The organism is Pseudofrankia asymbiotica, assembly GCF_001983105.1.
GTDB lineage: Bacteria > Actinomycetota > Actinomycetes > Frankiales > Frankiaceae > Pseudofrankia > Pseudofrankia asymbiotica.
Window position 1 is genome coordinate 36,307 of sequence record NZ_MOMC01000050.1, and the last position, 17,267, is coordinate 53,573.

General features: G+C 73.8%; 14 protein-coding genes. 8 read left to right on the top strand and 6 right to left on the bottom strand.

Annotated features, from left to right (window positions below):
• Positions 1–47: 47 nt before the first annotated feature.
• The 5 genes from BL253_RS24550 to BL253_RS24570 all read right to left on the bottom strand — a co-directional run bounded on the left by BL253_RS24550 (position 48) and on the right by BL253_RS24570 (position 7,415).
• Complete coding sequence (locus tag BL253_RS24550; RefSeq protein WP_198946382.1) at positions 48–1,076, bottom strand: ABC transporter ATP-binding protein; 1,029 nt, start codon at positions 1,074–1,076, stop codon at positions 48–50.
• Complete coding sequence (locus BL253_RS24555; protein WP_076819496.1) at positions 1,073–1,993, bottom strand: ABC transporter permease; 921 nt, start codon at positions 1,991–1,993, stop codon at positions 1,073–1,075. Before BL253_RS24555 ends, BL253_RS24550 begins: the two co-directional genes overlap by 4 nt.
• Before the next feature lie 175 nt (positions 1,994–2,168).
• Entirely contained in the window at positions 2,169–3,335 is a 1,167-nt protein-coding gene (locus BL253_RS24560; protein ID WP_096336079.1) for an ABC transporter substrate-binding protein, read from the bottom strand.
• A 118-nt stretch (positions 3,336–3,453) separates the two neighbouring features.
• The gene (locus BL253_RS24565) at positions 3,454–4,647 is read right to left on the bottom strand and encodes an agmatinase family protein (RefSeq protein WP_096336080.1); all 1,194 of its coding nucleotides are present in this window, start codon (positions 4,645–4,647) and stop codon (positions 3,454–3,456) included.
• A 299-nt stretch (positions 4,648–4,946) separates the two neighbouring features.
• Positions 4,947–7,415 (bottom strand): PAS domain S-box protein, encoded by a 2,469-nt coding sequence (locus BL253_RS24570; protein ID WP_096336083.1) that lies wholly within the window; start codon positions 7,413–7,415, stop codon positions 4,947–4,949.
• Between the two features lie 789 nt (positions 7,416–8,204).
• Here BL253_RS24570 and BL253_RS24575 point away from each other — a divergent pair.
• Together BL253_RS24575 and BL253_RS24580 are read left to right on the top strand one after the other, a co-directional pair.
• Positions 8,205–9,077: a DUF5995 family protein gene (locus BL253_RS24575; protein WP_241835083.1), complete on the top strand. Its 873-nt coding sequence runs from the start codon at positions 8,205–8,207 to the stop codon at positions 9,075–9,077.
• Positions 9,078–9,228: 151 nt separating this feature from the next.
• A complete protein-coding gene (locus BL253_RS24580; protein WP_076819499.1) occupies positions 9,229–10,290 on the top strand; it encodes a PaaI family thioesterase in 1,062 nt (353 codons plus the stop codon).
• A 24-nt stretch (positions 10,291–10,314) separates the two neighbouring features.
• Here the strand turns inward: BL253_RS24580 and BL253_RS24585 are convergent, their stop codons facing one another.
• Complete coding sequence (locus BL253_RS24585) at positions 10,315–11,430, bottom strand: MarR family winged helix-turn-helix transcriptional regulator (RefSeq protein ID WP_076819501.1); 1,116 nt, start codon at positions 11,428–11,430, stop codon at positions 10,315–10,317.
• 238 nt (positions 11,431–11,668) lie between these two features.
• Between BL253_RS24585 and BL253_RS24590 the strand changes: the two genes are divergently transcribed.
• The 6 genes from BL253_RS24590 to BL253_RS24615 all read left to right on the top strand — a co-directional run bounded on the left by BL253_RS24590 (position 11,669) and on the right by BL253_RS24615 (position 17,249).
• On the top strand, positions 11,669–12,628 hold the full coding sequence (locus tag BL253_RS24590) for an ATP-binding cassette domain-containing protein (RefSeq protein ID WP_076819503.1): 960 nt from the start codon (positions 11,669–11,671) through the stop codon (positions 12,626–12,628).
• Positions 12,629–12,661: 33 nt separating this feature from the next.
• A complete protein-coding gene (locus tag BL253_RS24595) occupies positions 12,662–13,426 on the top strand; it encodes an ABC transporter permease (RefSeq protein ID WP_076819504.1) in 765 nt (254 codons plus the stop codon).
• 90 nt (positions 13,427–13,516) lie between these two features.
• The gene (locus BL253_RS24600) at positions 13,517–14,107 is read left to right on the top strand and encodes a redoxin domain-containing protein (RefSeq protein ID WP_198946383.1); all 591 of its coding nucleotides are present in this window, start codon (positions 13,517–13,519) and stop codon (positions 14,105–14,107) included.
• Positions 14,108–14,180: 73 nt separating this feature from the next.
• Positions 14,181–15,071: a cytochrome c biogenesis CcdA family protein gene (locus BL253_RS24605; RefSeq protein ID WP_076819505.1), complete on the top strand. Its 891-nt coding sequence runs from the start codon at positions 14,181–14,183 to the stop codon at positions 15,069–15,071.
• A 153-nt stretch (positions 15,072–15,224) separates the two neighbouring features.
• The gene (locus BL253_RS24610; RefSeq protein WP_076819507.1) at positions 15,225–16,616 is read left to right on the top strand and encodes an FAD-binding oxidoreductase; all 1,392 of its coding nucleotides are present in this window, start codon (positions 15,225–15,227) and stop codon (positions 16,614–16,616) included.
• 144 nt (positions 16,617–16,760) lie between these two features.
• Positions 16,761–17,249 (top strand): SRPBCC family protein, encoded by a 489-nt coding sequence (locus BL253_RS24615; RefSeq protein ID WP_241835084.1) that lies wholly within the window; start codon positions 16,761–16,763, stop codon positions 17,247–17,249.
• Positions 17,250–17,267 lie beyond the last annotated feature (18 nt).

A 17,267-nucleotide genomic window follows, 5' to 3' on the forward strand; every position in this document is an offset into this window, starting at 1 on the left:
AAACGACCGCGGCTTGGGACCTCCCGCGGCCCGGGACCGCCGGCGGGTCAGCCGGCGGCTTCGGCGAGGCGGCGGGCGTGGGCGCGGTGGTGGAGCCGGACGAGGTCCTCGACCTCGGAGCGCAGAGCGAGGAAGGCGGAGTCGCGGCGGGTCGCGAGGTCACGGTCGCCCGGGAGCCGGACGGGGATGTCCGCGACGACCCTGCCCGGGTCACTGGCCAGGACGACGACCCGCTGGCCGAGGAAGACGGCCTCCTCGACGTCATGGGTGACCATGAGGACCGTCGTGCCGGTGTCGGCCCAGACGCGGCGCAGGAACAGCTGCATGTCCTCCTTGGTCTGCACGTCGAGCGCGCCGAACGGCTCGTCGAGCAGCACGACCCGCGGCTCGCAGGCGAGCGCCCGAGCGATGGCGACCCGCTGGCGCTGGCCGCCGGACAGCTGCCCGGGCAGCCGGTCCGCGTAGGGCTCCAGGCCGACCTCACGCAGCAGCCAGGCGACGCGGCGGCTCCGGTCCGCGCGGGACAGCGCCAGCAGCTCCAGGCCGAACGCGACGTTGGCCGCCGCCGTGCGCCAGGGGAACAGCGCGCCGGTCTGGCACACGAGGCCGCGCTCCGGGCCGGGGCCCACGACCGGCCCGCCGTCGAGGGTGACCTCGCCGGCCGTCGGGCGCAGCAGGCCGGCGACCAGGCGCAGCAGCGTCGACTTGCCCGAGCCGCTGGCGCCGACGATGCAGACGAACTCGCCGGGCTCGACGACCAGGTCGATGTCGGCGAGCGTCGGGACGGCCGCCTCCGCGGGCGCGCCGCCCCTCCCGCGGCCGGGGCGGCCGGGGCGGCCGGGGCGGCCGGGGCGGCCGGGGCGGCCGCGCCTGCCCGCGTGGAAGTCCATGCCAACGCCGCGCAGCCGCAGCGCGCCGCCCGCCGCGGCGGGGCCGGCCGCGGGTTCGGGCGGCCCGGCGGACTTGCGCGTCTCGACAGGTTCGGTCGCCCTGGTGAGGACGAGCTGGTCGAGGGGTCCCGGCTGGCCGGTGGGCCCCGCGAGGCCGCCGCCCGCGGACTGGGATGTGTCGCTCACGGCGCCCACCTTCCGACCTGGTCACGCAGGACGCGCAGCAGGATGTCGATCGCCAGGCCGATCACGCCGATGACGACGAGCACCGCGAAGATCTTGTCCGTCTGCAGGAACCGCTGGGCGCGGGTGATCCGGTAGCCGAGGCCGGAGGTGGCCGCGACGAGCTCGGCGACGACCACGAAGTTCCAGGCCGCGGCGGCGTTCACCCGCATCGCGTCGATCATTCCGGGCAGCGCGTACGGCAGGATGACCTTGCGGGCGATCTCGTGCTGGCGCGCCCCGAGCGTCGCCGACACCTCCAGCAGGTCGCGCGGGATCCGGCGGACGACGTCCGCCGTCATCAGGGTGTTGAAGAAGACGACGCCGATCACCAGCAGCGCGATCTTCGACGACTCCCCCAGCCCCAGCCAGATGATGAGCAGCGGGATGAAGGCGCTCGCCGGCATGTAGCGCAGCAGGCCGATGACCGGCTCCAGCAGCGCCTGCGCCCAGCTCATCGACCCCATCGCGAACCCCAGCGGCACCGAGATCGCCACCGCGATGAGGAACCCGAGGCCGACCCTGCGCACGCTCGAGGCCATGTCGGAGAACAGCTCGCCGGAGCGGGCCATGTCGGCCAGCGCCCTGGCCACCGCCGCGGGCGACGGCAGGAACGTGTCGTCGACGGCGCCGGAGGCGGACAGCGCCACCCACACCACCAGCGGCACGGCGACCGACAGCGCCCGCAGCGCCCACCGCGTCGCCGGCGCCACGTCCTCCCCCAGCTTGGGCAGCCGGCTCGGCCGCGCCGGGCGCCGCCGCGGCGGCGGGCCCCAGTCCCGCCCGCCCGCCGCGGGCCGGTCCGTGCCTTCGGCGGGCGCGGGCGCCGCGGCGGAGGCGGGGGCAGGCGCCATCGCCGGCGGCGCCTCGGCGCCGCTCACGAGGCTCGCCCCGGGCGGCGGTTCACGTAGCTCACGTCGGACCTGACTTTCTCTCCCTGGTCGGCTGGCCACCGTCCCCCGCGGGGACGACGCCTGACGCGTGCGCCGAGCGTCGTCCCCAACGGGATTCCGCGGTCTCTGACGTGCCCCGAGAGCCCTCAGAGGCCTCGCGGGCCTACTTCACGGCCTTGATGAAGGTGTCGTCGAGCACGCCGTCGAGCGACGGGGCCTCGTCGACCAGCTTGGTGCTGACCAGGAAGTCGGAGATCTTCTTGGCCTGGTAGTCGAGATTCGCGTCCGTCGAGCCCGGGGTGAACGCCGCGATGTTCTGGTCGAGAGTGAAGATCGTGGTGCCCTTGTCGTACGTCTCGTAGTCGGCCACGGAGACGCCGGCGCGCTTGGCCATGATCTCGTAGGCCTCGGCCTTGTTCGCCWGGATCCACTCGATGGTCTGGAACCAGGTGTTGACGAGGCCCTGCACGCCCTGCGGGTTCTCGGACACCAGCTTCTTCGAGACCGCCAGGTGGTCGGGAATGGCGCCGGGGAAGTCCGCCGAGGTCGCGATCGCCTTGCTGCCGGCGAGGCCCAGCGCGGTGGTGGTGAACGGCGCGAACACGCCGACCGCGTCCACCTGGCCGGCGACGAACGCCGCCGCCGCCGCGTCGGTCAGCAGCGGCTGGAAGGTGACGTCCTTCTCCGTGAGGCCCGCCTTCGCGAGCGCGAGCAGCAGCAGATAGTGGTCGACGGTGCCCTGCTCGGCGGCGACCGTCTTGCCCTTCAGGTCGGCGACGCTGTTGATCCCGGGCTTCGCGATGATCTGGTCATTGCCTGTGGAGTTGTCGTTCGTCAGGACGATGGTCTCCTCGGCGCCGCCGGCGACCGAGGCGAGCGTGTCGTTGAGCGTCTGGCTGTTCGCGTCGACGTTGCCGGTCGCGAGCGCGTTGAGGCTGTCGGTGTAGCTGTCGAAGTACTTCAGGTCGACCTTGACGCCGTTCTTCTCGAAGAAGCCCTTCTCCTGGGCGACCTGCCAGGGGAACCAGCCGGGCCAGGCGCTGAAGGCGAGGGTGATCGGCTTGGCGGAGGAACCACCGGACGGCGTGTCGGAGCTTTCGTCGGAGCCGCCGCAGGCCGCGGCGACCAGCGCCACGGAAAGCGCCGCCGCGCCGACGCCGAGCGCCCGCCGGCGGTGGGCCCGGCCGGCGGAGAAGACCGGGCCGGCGGGAATGGCGGACCCGGGAGGAGCAACGGAGCCGACGGGGCTGGCGGAGCCGGCCGGGCGGCCGGAAGCGGAACTGCTGCGCCTACCCTGACCCAGCAGGCCGCGCAGGACGGTGCGAAACACGGACCGGTGTCCTTTCGAAGCAAGCGGACGTGCGGATGCGGATCTGTTGTCGGACCGAGCCACCCGGGGCCGCGCGACGGGGCGGGGCGTCGCGCGGCCGATGGCCGGCGGAGCGGGGTCAGGCGGACGCCGCGCGCCTGGGCAGGTGGCCGGCGCGCACCAGGCAGCCGAGGGTGTCGCAGATGACGCGGGTGGCGATCAGCGCGGTGATCTCGGCGTTGTCGTAGGGCGGCGAGCACTCGACGACCTCGATGCCGGCGAGCGGCCTCGCGTCCGCGATGAGCTGGATGAACTTCAGGACCTCTCGGGGCAGGAAGCCACCGGGCTCGGGCCAGCCGGTGCCGGGCACGAACGCGGCGTCGAGGCAGTCGACGTCGAACGACAGCCAGACCGCGTCCGTGCCGTTCCAGGCCACTTCGAGCGCCCGCTCGGCCGCGGCCTCGATGCCCATCTCCACGCAGTCGGTGACCGTCATGATCGTGGTGCCGCGCTCGCGGCCGACCTTCACGCCGGGCCGCGGCGCCTGCCAGCCGCCGATGCCGATCTGCACCAGGTTCTCCGCCGGCACGTTCGGCAGGTCGGTGGCGTGGAACCACGGCGTGGTGTGCATCCGCTCGTCGAGGTCGGTCTCCTGGGTGTCGACGTGGCGGTCGAAGTGGATGATGCCCAGCTTGCCGCCGCCCAGGTTCTCGGCGACGCCCTTGGTCGTCGGGTAGCCGATGGAGTGGTCGCCGCCGAGGACGACCGGGAAGGCGCCGGAGGCGTAGACGTGCGAGACGGCCTTCGTGATCTGGTCGAAGGTCTTCTCGATGTTGGCCGGAATGGTGAACACGTCGCCGACGTCGGCGATCGTGATGGACTCGCGCAGGTCGACGCCGAGCTCGAAGCTGTACGGGCCGTAGAGCGCGGAGATCTTCCGGATGCCCTGCGGGCCGAACCGGGTGCCCGGCCGGTAGGTCGTGCCGCCGTCGAACGGCGCGCCGAGCACGACGACGTCGTACTCGCCGCACCTGCGCACGTCCTCGACGTAGGGCGCCTTCAGGAACGTGTTGATGCCGGCGAAGTGCGGCAGCTCGCCGCGGGAGAACGTCGGGATCCGCCGGTCGACGATCGAGTCGGCGCCCTGCAGGCCGAACTCCAGCCCGCGGGCGATCTCCTCGTCCCATTTCGTCGTCGGCAGCGCCTCCTCGGCGGCGACCGCGTAACGGGCCTCGGGGCCGTAGTTCTCGTGCAGCGCGTCGGTGGAGAAGCCTTCCGGGAGATGGCGGTGGGGATGGCCCTGCCCATGGGAGTGGGGATGTGAGTGGCCCACGAAGCTCCTTATGGCGGAGCCCGGCTGGAGGCAGCCAGGCGTGGCTGGCCTCCCGGGCTTTTGTCCCGCCGTGGAACGGAGCGACCGCGTCGGCATACCTTCGTCCGCCCGGACGCCGACCGGTCGCCCCGCCTCGCCTCTCGGTCCAGGCCCGCTCCCGCGACGGAACCCTAGGCGCGCCTCACCTGTGGTGGTGAGTCGAGATCAGCAAAGCCCTCCGGTGTCACCGAACGTGAACACCACTGTTGCGACTGCGTGAACATCCCGGCCGCGCGGACCCGCGGCGGTCGCGACGGCGCCTAGGCGTAGGGCGGGCGCAGGTCGAAGATGGTGCGGCGGACCTCGTCGATGGTCTGGTCCAGGTCGGAGATCGCGGCGGACAGCCGCTCGACGCCCGGCTCGGCGACGAGGCGGGTCAGCGACTGCAGCCGCAGGCCCACCGAGAACAGCCGCTGGATGACGAGGTCGTGCAGCTCGCAGGCGATCCGGTCACGGTCCTCGAAGACCGCGAGGCGAGCGCGGTCCTCCTGCATCTGGGCGAGCTCGACGGCGGCGGCGATGATGTTGGCCACCGACTGGACGAAGTGCGCCTCGTCCTTGGTGAACCACCGGCGGGTGCCGCTGTGCGCGGCCAGCACGCCGAACGCCCTGCTGCCGACGCCGATCGGCGCGCCGACGCTGGCGACCGCGCCGTCGCCCTGCAGCCAGCGCTCCGTCGCGATGTCGGGGTGGCCGGACAGGTCGTCGACGACGAGCGGCTGGCAGGACGAGAGCACCTTCGAGATGTACGAGCCGGGCGCGGCGGAGACCAGGCCGGCGTTCCACGAGCCGCCGTAGCGCCCGTAGCAGGCACGCACATGCGCCTGGACATCACTCGTCGGCCGCGGGCTGCCGCCGACGTCGGCGATCCTCGCGACGCCCACGACACCGCCGGCGCCGCCGGCGCCATCGGGGACGGCCGTGACGTCGTCGTGGGCCTCACCGAACCCGGCGCGGCTGGCCCGGCCACCGGTCTGGGTCGCGAGCTCGATGCACTCGATGAGGTCGCAGCGCTCGACGGCGAGCGTGGAGGCGACCAGTTCGACAGCCTCGTTCAGCAGGGCGGCCACGTCGAGCGTGGTGAGTGCGCGCTGGCCGAGGTAGGCGAGCGCCGCCTGCTGACGCTCGGCACGGCGCAGGTCGGTGATGTCGGAGAACACGACGGCGACCTGGGTACCACTGTCGTCGTGCATCGGGATCACGGTGGCGCGCAGCGAGCGCACCGGGCCCAGGGAGACCTCCTGGGGCTCCCCCGTGGCGGGCCGCCCGGCGGCGGCGTCCTGGGCGGCGGCCGCGCGGGCCGGCAGTACGTCGAGGTCGCCGATCTGGGCCTGCCGGGTGCGGCGGGCCGTCGCGACGAGGCCCCACTCACCGCCGAGCGCCGGGCCGCCGGGCGCGGCCGGGCGCAGCCGCAGGGACAGCTCGTCGACCGGGTCGCCGGACCGGGTCGGGGTACCGACCAGCCGGTCGACCACCCGGGACGCGCGGCGCACCGCCAGGTCGGGGTCGTAGATGACGACGCCGACCGGCAGGTCGTCGATCTTGCCGCCCGTGGGCACGAGCTCCAGCAGCGCGCTCTGCTCGCCGGCCATCTCCGCGCCGAAGCGGGCGTCGGTGACGTCGATGATCGTGCCCATGTTGCCGACGACCTCGCCGTCGTCGTCGCGCAGCACCCGCGCGCGGATCTGCACCCGGCGGTAGGTCCCGTCGGCGATCCGGTAACGGGTCTCGTGATGGCAGTGGTCCGCTCCGCCGACGACCACCGCCATGAACAGGGCGATGGTGTGCTCGATCTCCTCGGGATGGACATAGGAGATGAACCGGTTTCCGAGGCTCTCGGCGATGCTGAACCCGGTGAGCCGGGTCCAGGCCGGGTTCAGGTAGGTCCAGCACCCTTCGGCGTCGGTGCGGAACACGACCTCGGCAAGGGTGTCGAGGAGGTTCAGGGCGTCGAGACCGGCCGCCATCGACGTACGGGCGGCCGGCATGGTCGGGCCGTCCAGGACCGGGTGCCTGACCGTCGACGCGGGCGGCCCGGCCGGGGCCGACGGCCGACGCGGGGGAACCGGCGACATCGACGCGCTCGGAGCGGCGGGCTCCTGCCCGCGGGCGCCGGCAGGCGGGTATGGCCCCGCCTCTGGCCGTGCCCGGCCGGGCGTGGGGGTAGGCCGACCCAGCCGCGCCGTTCCGGTGCCGGTCGGCCCGGAACTCACCTCGGGCGGCGCTGGGCGGCGGATCGGCGAGAGGTGCCTGAGCGGCGCTGGCGTCATCGAGCCGGACTCGCCGGACTCGCCGGGCACGACGCCCATGCGACCGGCGCCGCCGGGCCGGGCGTCAGGGCCGCCGCGCCGGTTGTCCTGGCTCAGCTGGTCGCCGACGTGGCCGGGCTGGACGTGGCCGAGCGGATGGCCGCGGTCGTACTCGCCACCGCCGGGCCGGGCGCCTTCGGCGTGGCCACGGTAAGGGCCCCCGTCACGGCCGGGCGGGTCCGCGCCAGGCGGGTCCGCGCCAGCTGGGCTCGCGCCGGGTTGGCCGCCGTCCGGGAGGCCGTTGCTCGCGTCGGCCATGGTGGCCCGCCAGGCGCCGAAACCGACGGCGGCGTTCGGCCCGGTAAAGTCGAGGCCCGCCTCCGGGGTGTGGCCCGCGCCCTCGCCGTAGCCGCGGCCGTCGGAGGACGCGCTGTCGGCGCCCGCGTGGTGGTCGGTTCTCGCGCCGGGCTCGTCATTCATGAGCTGGCACCGAGCCGCGCCCACCCTGGCTGACGGGCATCTCCACAGCCGCGCCGACCGTGTGGCCCGGCCGGCCCGCGGTCTCGTCCGCCCGTCCGGCCTCGGCACGCGCCACGTCCCTCATGCCCACGCCATCCCCAGACTCCCCCCGGCCCCGGCAAGGTCTCGGTCAGCACCCAGCGGTCGTCCCCAGCCGGACGCCGCACTTGACAGTGCGCGTCTCGATACCGTTCGACACCGTACGCGCTGACCCCGCTCCCGTCACGACACGGGTGCGGATCCGTACGGCACCACACCCGTTTCACACCTTAGAGCCGGCCAGGCGGGACTTATCCCGGGCCGGCGCGGGCARCACACCACCGGAGGCCACACGGCGGCCGGCGGCCGGCCCGAAAGGGTATGACACAACCCGGACGATTCTCACCGCCGGTCGAATTCACCCCTGCCGCTCCCCGACAGACCGGCAAGTACCGGACACACATTCTGTATACAGATTATTATTTTCCCCGACGCTCGCGGACAACCTTCGGACACATTCATGCCACGGTCCTGGTGGACATCACCCAGCCAGGCACGGGGGCGGCCACCCTGTCCCGCGTAAATGCGCGGAGAATTGCCAGCGTGATCCCCGGGTGGTCGCGGCCGAGACGCATTCTGGTGAAGCGTTCCCGACCCTAGGGTGGCGCCATGCCGTTCTCGACCAGGCGCGAGCGCCACATTCCAACAGACCGGGTGCCGGGGCGCCGACCGGGCGCGCGGGCGTCAGCGGCCCTTGTTCTCGGAGTGACCATGGCCGCGACGGCGGCCCTCGGGGGCGGCCCGGCTCGGGCGGACATGCCCGTGGAGCTCACCGGCGTTCCCGCGTACCGGCCATCGCTGTCGGCGTGGTACACCCCGGGCCAGATCGACCACTGCCTGGGCGGGAACCCCGACTGCGTCCCCGTCACGGTCGCGCGGATGGACGCGATTCTCAGCCAGCTCGCCGCGACCTGCGACCACCGGGCGCCGTTCACGCTCGCCTACCTGCGTACGACCCAGCAGTACCAACAGTCCGCCGCCACGCCTGGGTTCTTCCAGGACCCGGCGTTCGTCAACGTCGAGGACGTGTTCTTCGCCTCCTACTTCTTCAGCGCCTATGACAACTGGAACGCGAACAACACGTCCGCGGTACCCCGAGCCTGGCAGGTGGCATTCTCCGCGGCGMGGGACAGGAGTGTCTCCGGGCTCGGTGACATCCTGCTCGGCATGAACGCCCACATCAACCGGGACCTGCCCTACGTGCTGGCCGGACTCGGCCTGGTCTCGCCGGACGGAACAAGTCGCCACGACGACCACGAACGCGTCAACATCCTCCTCGACCAGGTCGCCGAGTCGATGCTCGACGAGGCCGCCGCACGGCTCGACCCGACCATCAACGACCTGAAAAGCCCGCACGGCATTACCTACAAGGTGTTCATGCAGATCATCGCCGGCTGGCGGGAGGCCGCCTGGATCAATGGCCGGCGGCTGGTCGGCGCCTCGGCCCCGGGGCAGCGTGCCCTGGTCGAGGCGTCCATCGACCAGACGGCGACGGCCATCGCCATCGCCCTGCGGACGGTGTTCCTCCACCCGCCGGCCCAGACKTCCGTCCGCGACAGCTACTGCGCCAGCCATCACGGCTGAGGTGAGTTGTTGGGCACACGCCCGTCCGGTGGGGCCGGGAGYGGGAGACCATCGCCGATGGTGATAGAGCTGGTGGTGACGGATACGCCGTGTACGGCCCGATCTCGCGGTCACCGGGCCGGGTGGGCGTGATGGTGGGAGGAGAGCGGCGGTGAGGGCAGCGGCCCGGGAGTACCCGGAGACCAGGTTGCGGGTCGGGCCGATGGACCGGGGCAACGGCATGCGGGTGCCGATGACGGTCGGGCCGTGGATGACGGCCCCCGGCGGCGAGCAGACCGCCGCCGCGCTCGGGGTCATCGTCGACGACGCCATCGGCATCGAGGTCCACAACCAGCGGCCGGCGGGCACCCACTCGGTCACCACCGAGCTGTCGCTGGACGTCGTGTTCCCGCCGCCGTGGCCGGGCCCGGAGCTCGTGGCCACGTCGCGCCTGGCCGGCGCCGGGCCGGCGGACGGGGTGTCGCGCGGCGAGGTCCGCGACGGCGACGGGCGGGTGGTGGCGATCGCGAGCGGCCGCAGCCGGTTCGTTCCCGCGATCGGCATCCACGCCGACGTCGCCGAGGTGGAGCGTGAGCCGCCGGACCGGATCGAGCCGGCGGACCACCGCACCATCCTCGAGGTCCTCGACATCTCGGACCTGGGGCGCTCGCTGATCCTGGGCTTCGGCGGCGACGCCGACACGGGCCCGCGCCTGCCGCCGCCCATCGGCCAGCCGAGCGCCGAGAACCGCGTCCCCGCCCCGCGCCCGACCGCCGACGACTGGCCGGCGCAGGTCGCCGCGGCCGTCTCCCACGACGGGAAGGCCGCGGGCGCGGCCCTGGCTGAGGGTGCCGCCCCGGCCGCGGGTACCGCCCCGGCCGCGGGCCCTGGGCCGTCCGCGCCGCCGGCTTCGCCGATGACCGCCCAGCTGGTCGTACCTCCGGTGGAGGCGTTCGGGAACGCGAGCGGGACGATGCACGGCGGCCTGCTGTTCGCCGGCACGGACCTGGCCGCGGCGGGGCTCGCCGGCGCGCTCGGCCCCCAGGGCGCGGCGGACTACACGACGTCGCTGCGGTTGAACCTGCTGCGCCCGGCGCTGCTCGGCGAGCCGGTGATCTTCACCGCCAGCGTCGTCAACCGCGGCCGCTCGGTGAGCGTGTACCGGGTCGTCTCCCACGGCTCCGCCGGCCGTCCCTACACCGTCGCCACGGTCACCCGCTCCCGCCTGCCCTGACGCGGGCCGCGCCAGGGCCTCGCGTCAGCCGAGCGGGGCGATCTCGAGGTGCTTGACGCCGCCGGTGAGGGCCAGCTCGTAGCGGTCCTTCCCCAGGGCACCGGACCGCGACCAGGTCCCCTGGGGACCCAGGTGTTCCCCGTCGACGACGACATGGCTCGCGCCGCCGCGTAGCCGCAGGTCGACGGGCACACCGGCCGGTCGTTCCACACGCAGCCCCTTCGCCCCGCCCGTCACCGAGATCCGGCCGGGCCGACGTGGTGCGCCGAGCCGCAGCGTCAGGTTGTTGACGCCCCCGGTCAGCGAGAACGACGTGAGGGTGAGCCCGGTGGTGTCGACGGTGAGGTTCTCGGCTCCCCCACGGACATCGACGGACCAGGAGACGCGCGGGCTGAGCGCCAGCGTCGACACACGGGTCCCCGGCCGCCACAGTGACCGGTTGCGGCCGAACTGGATCCGTACCTCGCTCTCGTCCGGGCGGGTGGTGACCTGGCTGGTCGGCGCCACCCCCAGGAAGCTGCCCTGGTAGAGGCTGTCGCCAGGCAGGTCCGCGCCGCCGGCCACGACCGCCAGGTGCCTGATCCCGCCGGCCAGGTGCAGCCGAGCCCGGGGGGCCGTGCCCAGTGGCGCCCCCAGCGTGACGGGCGAGGCCGCGGTGCCCGGGCCGTCGCGCAGGAACTGCGTCTGGTCGCGCAGCATCTCGGTGGTCGCGGCCAGGAAGCGCGCGACGGTGCGCTGGTCGGCGGGGCTGAACGTGCTCTGGATCGTCGCGGCGGCGCTGGTCATGGGCCCGAGGAGCACGTCGAGTGCGGCGACCCGCTCGGCGACCGCCGTCACGATGACCCGTCGCCGGTCACCCGGGTCGGGTGCGCGGGTGACGAAGCCGCGCTGTTCCAGGCCGTCGAGCACCTTGGTGATCGCGCCGGTGGTGAGCCGGGTGGCCGCCGAGAGCTGGCCGGCCAGGCGCGGGCTGGACCGCAGGATCGTGAGCACGGCGAGTTCGGTCGGCGTGAGGCGGGCGCGCACGCCGGCCGCCGCCTGGAACAGCTGCGCCGCCGACACGAGCTCGCGCAGCAGCGCGTCCAGGTCGACGTCGTCGCCGATGGCGCCGTCGCCGTCCCGCGCGCGGCCGGCCGTCACCGCCGGTCCTCGAAACGTCTTGACACCTTGACCGTCACTCTCTCACTATCGCATTGTCTTACTCGCTCAGACAAGTTCTCGCGCAGAGGAAGTCGGCGCTGTCCCCGCGGTTTCCGGCGGAGCGGTCCGGCCGTCTCGCCCGCTCGTCACGGCCCCGAGCCTGTCGGTGGTGGCGGTCACGATGGCGTCGAGAGCCTGGAGAGCGGCTGGGTCCACCACCCCGACGAACGGACGTCACATGATCGCCACCCATGCGCTGCGCCGGGAGTTCCGCCGGTCGAAGCGCGCCGAGCCCGTCGTCGCCGTCGACGGGATCGACCTGAAGGTCGACCCTGGCGAGGTCTTCGGGCTGCTCGGCCCGAACGGCGCCGGCAAGTCGACCACGATGCGCATGCTCACGACGCTGCTGCGGCCGACCTCCGGCACCGCGATCGTCGCCGGCCACGACGTGGCGCGCGAACGGGCCGCGGTGCGGCGGCGGATCGGGTTCGTCGCCCAGGGCGGCGGCACCGACTCCGCCGAGACCGCGCACGCCGAGCTCGTCATGCAGGGACGCGTGTTCGGCCTGTCGAAGGCCGACGCGCTCACGCGGGCGGACGAGCTGCTGGGCCGGTTCAGCCTGACCGACGCGGCCGGGAGGCGCCTCGGTACCTGGTCGGGCGGCATGCGCCGCCGGCTCGACATCGCGATCGGGCTGGTCAACTCCCCCGAGCTGCTGCTGCTCGACGAGCCGACCACCGGGCTGGACCCGGCGAGCCGCGCCGAGGTGTGGGCGGAGATCCGCGCGGTCCGGGACGCGGGCACGACGATCCTGCTCACCACCCACTACCTGGAGGAGGCCGACGAGCTCTGCGACCGCGTGGCGATCATCCACGAGGGCAGGGTCGCGCGGACCGGGCGCCCGGAGGAGCTGAAGAGCCAGGTCGCCGGGGACGGCATCGTCGTCACCCTCCCGCCGGGCAGGCCCGAGGCGGTCGCCCCGGTGGTCCGTGAGCAGCCCTGGTGCCGCGGCGTCGACGAGGTCGACGCGAAGACGCTGCGCGTCTACGTCGACGACGGCTCCCGCGCCGTCACCGACCTGCTGCGCCTGCTCGACGGCCTGTCGACCCCGGTCATCACGCTGACGCTGACCCGCCCGAGCCTCGACGACGTCTTCCTCACCGCCACCGGCCACCCGCTGGCCACCRCCGGCGTCTAATCACCGCCCTCACCCCGAAAAGGACGCCGTCCCATGCGCTTCTTCTCCGATGTCCGGCTCACCTACGCCCGCGCGTGCCGGGCGGTGCTGCGGGAGCCGAGCTGGATCATCATCGGGCTCGCTCAGCCCCTGTTCTACCTCTACCTGTTCGGTCCGCTGCTCGACAACAGCGGCGCCACCCGTGGCTGGCCGGYAGGCACCAGCAGCTGGGACGTCTTCGTCCCCGGCCTGCTGGTGYAGCTGGTCCTCTTCAACTGCGCGTTCAACGGGTTCGCCCTGCTCTCCGAGATGCGACAGGGCGTGCTGGAGCGGCTGTCGGTGACACCCATCAGCCGGCCCGCGCTGCTGCTCGGCCGTGCCTGCCGGGACGCGACGCTCGTCGTCATCCAGGGTGGGATCCTCGTCGGCCTCGCCGTCCCGCTCGGGCTGCACGTCCACGGCGGGATGATCATCGCCGCGCTCGTGCTGCTGACGCTGGGGATCGGCCTGTCCTGCCTCGGCTACGGCCTCGCGCTGATCCTGCGCAGCGAGGACGCGCTCGCGCCCGTGGTCCAGGGTGTGTCGCTGCCGGTGCTGCTGCTGTCCGGGGTGTTCCTGCCGCTCACGCTCGCGCCGGGCTGGCTGGACAACACCGCCGAGGCCAACCCGCTGCGGCACACCGTCGACGCTGTCCGCGCCCTGACGCTCGGCTCCGGCCGCGCCTGGCTCGGCATCGTCGTCACCGTCGCCCTCAGCGCCCTGCTCGTGGTCTTCGGCACCCGCCGCTTCAGCAACACCGAGGACGTGCGCATCACCTGATCCCTTCGCGGCAAACCGCCCGGCGCGGCGTGAACAGGGGCGTCGGCTGGGCGACAGTCCAGGGGCCACCGCGCGAGCGACGATGGACGGGTGGACTTCAAGGTGCGCCCGCGGGTGGCCCGCCCGGCCAGGCTGATGCGAAGGCTCGCGCGGGCGAGGCTCGTGGCCGTCGGCCTCGCGGTGGCCGCGCTCGCGGCCGTGGCGGGGTGCGGCGGGGGCGGCACGGGCACGCCCGCGGCCGCCGGCGCCGGCCGGGCCGATGGGGGCTCGGTGCCCGCGCAGCTGCGGTTCGACGCCGCGACAGTCGACGGCGGGCGGATCTCGGGGGCGTCGCTCGCCGGGCGGCCGGCGGTGCTGTGGTTCTGGGCACCGTGGTGCCCGATCTGCCACGGCGAGGCGCCGGACATCGCCCGCGCGCAGAAGAAGTTCGGCGACAAGGTGCAGTTCGTCGGCGTCGCCGGGCTCGGGACCGTCCCGGAGATGCGGAAGTTCGTCGCCGACACCGGGCTCGGCGCGTTCCCGCACGCGGTCGACGACAACGGCCGCCTGTGGTCCTCGTTCGGCGTCGACGAGCAGCCCGCGCTGGCGTTCGTCACGGCCGACGGCGAGGTCAGGACGTTGCAGGGCCTGCTGTCGGAGGCCGAGCTGAACATGTACACCGAGCAGCTGGTGACGAGCTGACCGACCCCGGCCGACGACGATCCGCCCGGCGCGGCGAGCGCGGCTCGGCGCCGCCGGCTATGGGTGCGAACTGATGGCCGGGGCCCCCTACGCACTGGCTTTGACGGCCGGCATGGTCGCCGCGGTGAACCCCTGCGGCTTCGCCCTGCTGCCGGGCTACGTCTCGCTCGTCGTCGTCGACCACACCCGGCCGGGCGCCCCGCCAGCCCGGCTCGGCGCGCTGCGGCGCGCCGCCGGGATGACCGCGGCGATGACCGGCGGGTTCGTCCTGGTGTTCGGGCTGTTCGGGTTGGTCGTGACCCCGCTGGCGCTGTCGGTCGGGCGGTGGCTGCCGTGGGTGACCATCGTCATCGGTGCCGGGCTGGTCGGGCTCGGCGCCGCGATGGCGGCCGGGCGCCAGGCATGGGTGCGGCTGCCGAAGCCTCGTTCGGCGCGGGTCGACGGGACGGTCTGGTCGACGGCGCTGTATGGGGTGTCGTACGCGTTGGCCTCGTTGTCCTGCACGGTCGGGCCGTTTCTCGCGGTGACGACCTCGACCTTCTCCTCGGCGAACCTGGCCGCCGGTGTGGCGGTGTTCGTCGTGTACGCCGCCGGGATGGGCCTGGTCGTCGGCGTCGTCACCGTCGCCGCCGCGCTCGCCCGCGACGGCGCCACCCGCTGGCTGCGCCACGCCCAGGCCTACGCCGGCCGGGCGGGCGGCGCGCTGCTTGTCGCCGCCGGCTGCTACGTCCTCTACTACGGCGTCTACGAGCTGCGTGTGTTCGGCGGCGCCGACGCCGCCGACCCCGTGGTCCGCGCCGCGACCCGCCTGCAGGGCACGCTCGCCGACTGGGTTCGCGCCGCGGGCGCCACCGTCCTGCTCGTCACCCTGGCCGTCCTGGTCGCCCTCGTCGTCGCGCTGACGGCAGCGGCGCGGCGACCATGGGCCCGCGACCGCCGTCCTGGGTCTCCGCCGGCCGGCTGAGGCCCGGCCGTCCCCTCACGTCTGACACGACGCCCGGGATCCCGTGCGGGCAGTTGAGCGACCAGGTTTCCTGGCTCGGTCGCACGGTCTGACAGGGCGCCTCCGGCGACCTAACGTCTGACGGGACACAGCCGAGGCGGGAGGGGGCAGGCCGTGGGCGTGACCGTCGCCGAGATCGCCGAGCTCGTGGACGAGCTGCCAGCGGGTGTCGTCGCGACCGACCCCGACCTGCTGGACAAGTACCGGCGGGACCGGGCGGCGGATCCCGACGCCGGGATGCCGCTCGCCGCGGTGCGGGCGGAGTCGACCGAGCAGGTGCAGGCGGCGGTCCGCTGGGCGGCGCGCCACCGGGTGCCGGTGGTGCCGCGCGGCGCCGGCACGGGCCTGTCCGGCGGGTCGACGGCGGTGACCGGCGGCATCGTGCTCTCGACGGAGCGGATGCGGGCGGTGCGCGTCGACCCGGTGACGAGGATCGCGGTCGCCCAGCCCGGGGCGCTGAACGTGGAGGTGAAGGGCGCGGCCGCCGAGCACGGGCTGTGGTACCCGCCGGATCCGTCGTCGTTCGAGATCTGCTCGATCGGCGGCAACGTGGCGACCAACGCCGGCGGCCTGTGCTGCGTGAAGTACGGGGTGACGACCGACTACGTCCTCGGCCTGCGGGTGGTGCTCGCCGACGGCACGGCGGTGCGGCTCGGCGGGCCGCGGCTCAAGGACGTCGCCGGCCTGTCGCTGACCAAGCTGTTCGTCGGCAGCGAGGGCACGCTCGGGATCGTCACCGAGGCGACCCTGCGGCTGCTGCCCGCGCAGCCGCCCGCGAGAACGCTGGTCGCGAGTTTCCCGACCATGGCCGCGGCCACGGCCGCGGTCCTGTCGATCACCTCGGCGCTGCGCCCGGCGATGCTCGAGCTCATGGACTCCACGTCGATCAACGCGGTCGAGGACATGCTGATCATGGGCCTTGACCGCGACGCCGCGGCGCTGCTGCTCGCCCGCACCGACGCGCCCCACCGGGCCGGCGAGGAGGAGCTGCGGGCCATGGTCACCGCGTGCGAGGACGCCGGGGCGAGCGAGGTGCTCGCCACCGACGACCCGGACGAGGGCGAGGCGTTCGTCGTCGCCCGCCGCGCCGCGATCACGGCGATCGAGCGGCTCGGCCCGGTGCTCCTGGAGGACGTGGGTGTCCCGGTGCCCCGGCTGCCGGAGCTGGTCGCGGGCGTCGAGGCGATCGCGGCCGCCCGCGGTGTCACGATCGCGGTCGTCGCGCACGCCGGCGACGGCAACACCCACCCGCTGATCGTCGTCGACCCCGCCGACGCGGCCGCGGCCGAACGGGCCCGGCTCGCGTTCGGCGAGGTGATGGACCTGGCGATCAGCCTCGACGGCACCATCACCGGCGAGCACGGCGTCGGCCGGCTCAAGCGGCCATGGCTGCTCCCCCAGGTCGGCCAGGACGTCCTCGACCTGTCGCTGCGCGTCAAGCAGGCCCTCGACCCGCTCGGCATCCTCAACCCCGGCGCCGTCTTCGCGCCCGGCGGACACCTCTAACCGGCAGAGCTCCACCGCGGGCAGAGCTCCAGCGCGCGCGGAGCTCACCGCGCGCGGAGCTTTCTCGTGGCAGCGTCCGCCGCGAGCAAAGCCGCCGCGGTGAAACGGTTTCCCGGCGGGCACGGAGCTGGGAGAATCGCCGAAGTGACCTCCGAGCCGCCGTTCGTCGACGAGCACACGACGGTCGTCGACGCCGGCGCCGAGGATGTCTGGCTGGCGCTCGCCGAGCGGCTGGACCGGTCGTTCGGCGGCGCGGGCGCGCAACGCTACGCCCGCGCGGTCGGCTGCGCCGAATGGGCACCGTCCGGGCCGCGGCCGCTCGCCACCGGGTCGACGATCGTCGGCTTCCGGGTTGTCGCCGCCGAGCCGGGCTCCTGGCTGATGCTCGCCGGGCGCCACCGCTACTCCGACTACACCCTCACCTTCCGGCTCGACGACGCCGGCGGCGGCCGCACCCGCCTGCGCGCCGAGACCAGGGCGGCCTTCCCAGGCGTGCTCGGCCGCACCTACCGGTTGCTCGTCATCGGCTCCCGCGGCCACGTCGTCGGCCTGCGCCGCCTGCTCGCGGCCACCCGTCGCCGGGCTGAGCAGCACGCCGGCCTGGCCGGCGGGCCCACCGCGCAGATCGACTAGCGCTGTCGGGCCACGGAA

Coding starts and splice junctions, on each gene's coding strand:
- BL253_RS24570 (WP_096336083.1), bottom strand. CDS start 7,415: ATGAATGACGAGCCCGGCGCGAGAACCGACCACCACGCGGGCGCCGAC.
- BL253_RS24605 (WP_076819505.1), top strand. CDS start 14,181: ATGGCCGGGGCCCCCTACGCACTGGCTTTGACGGCCGGCATGGTCGCC.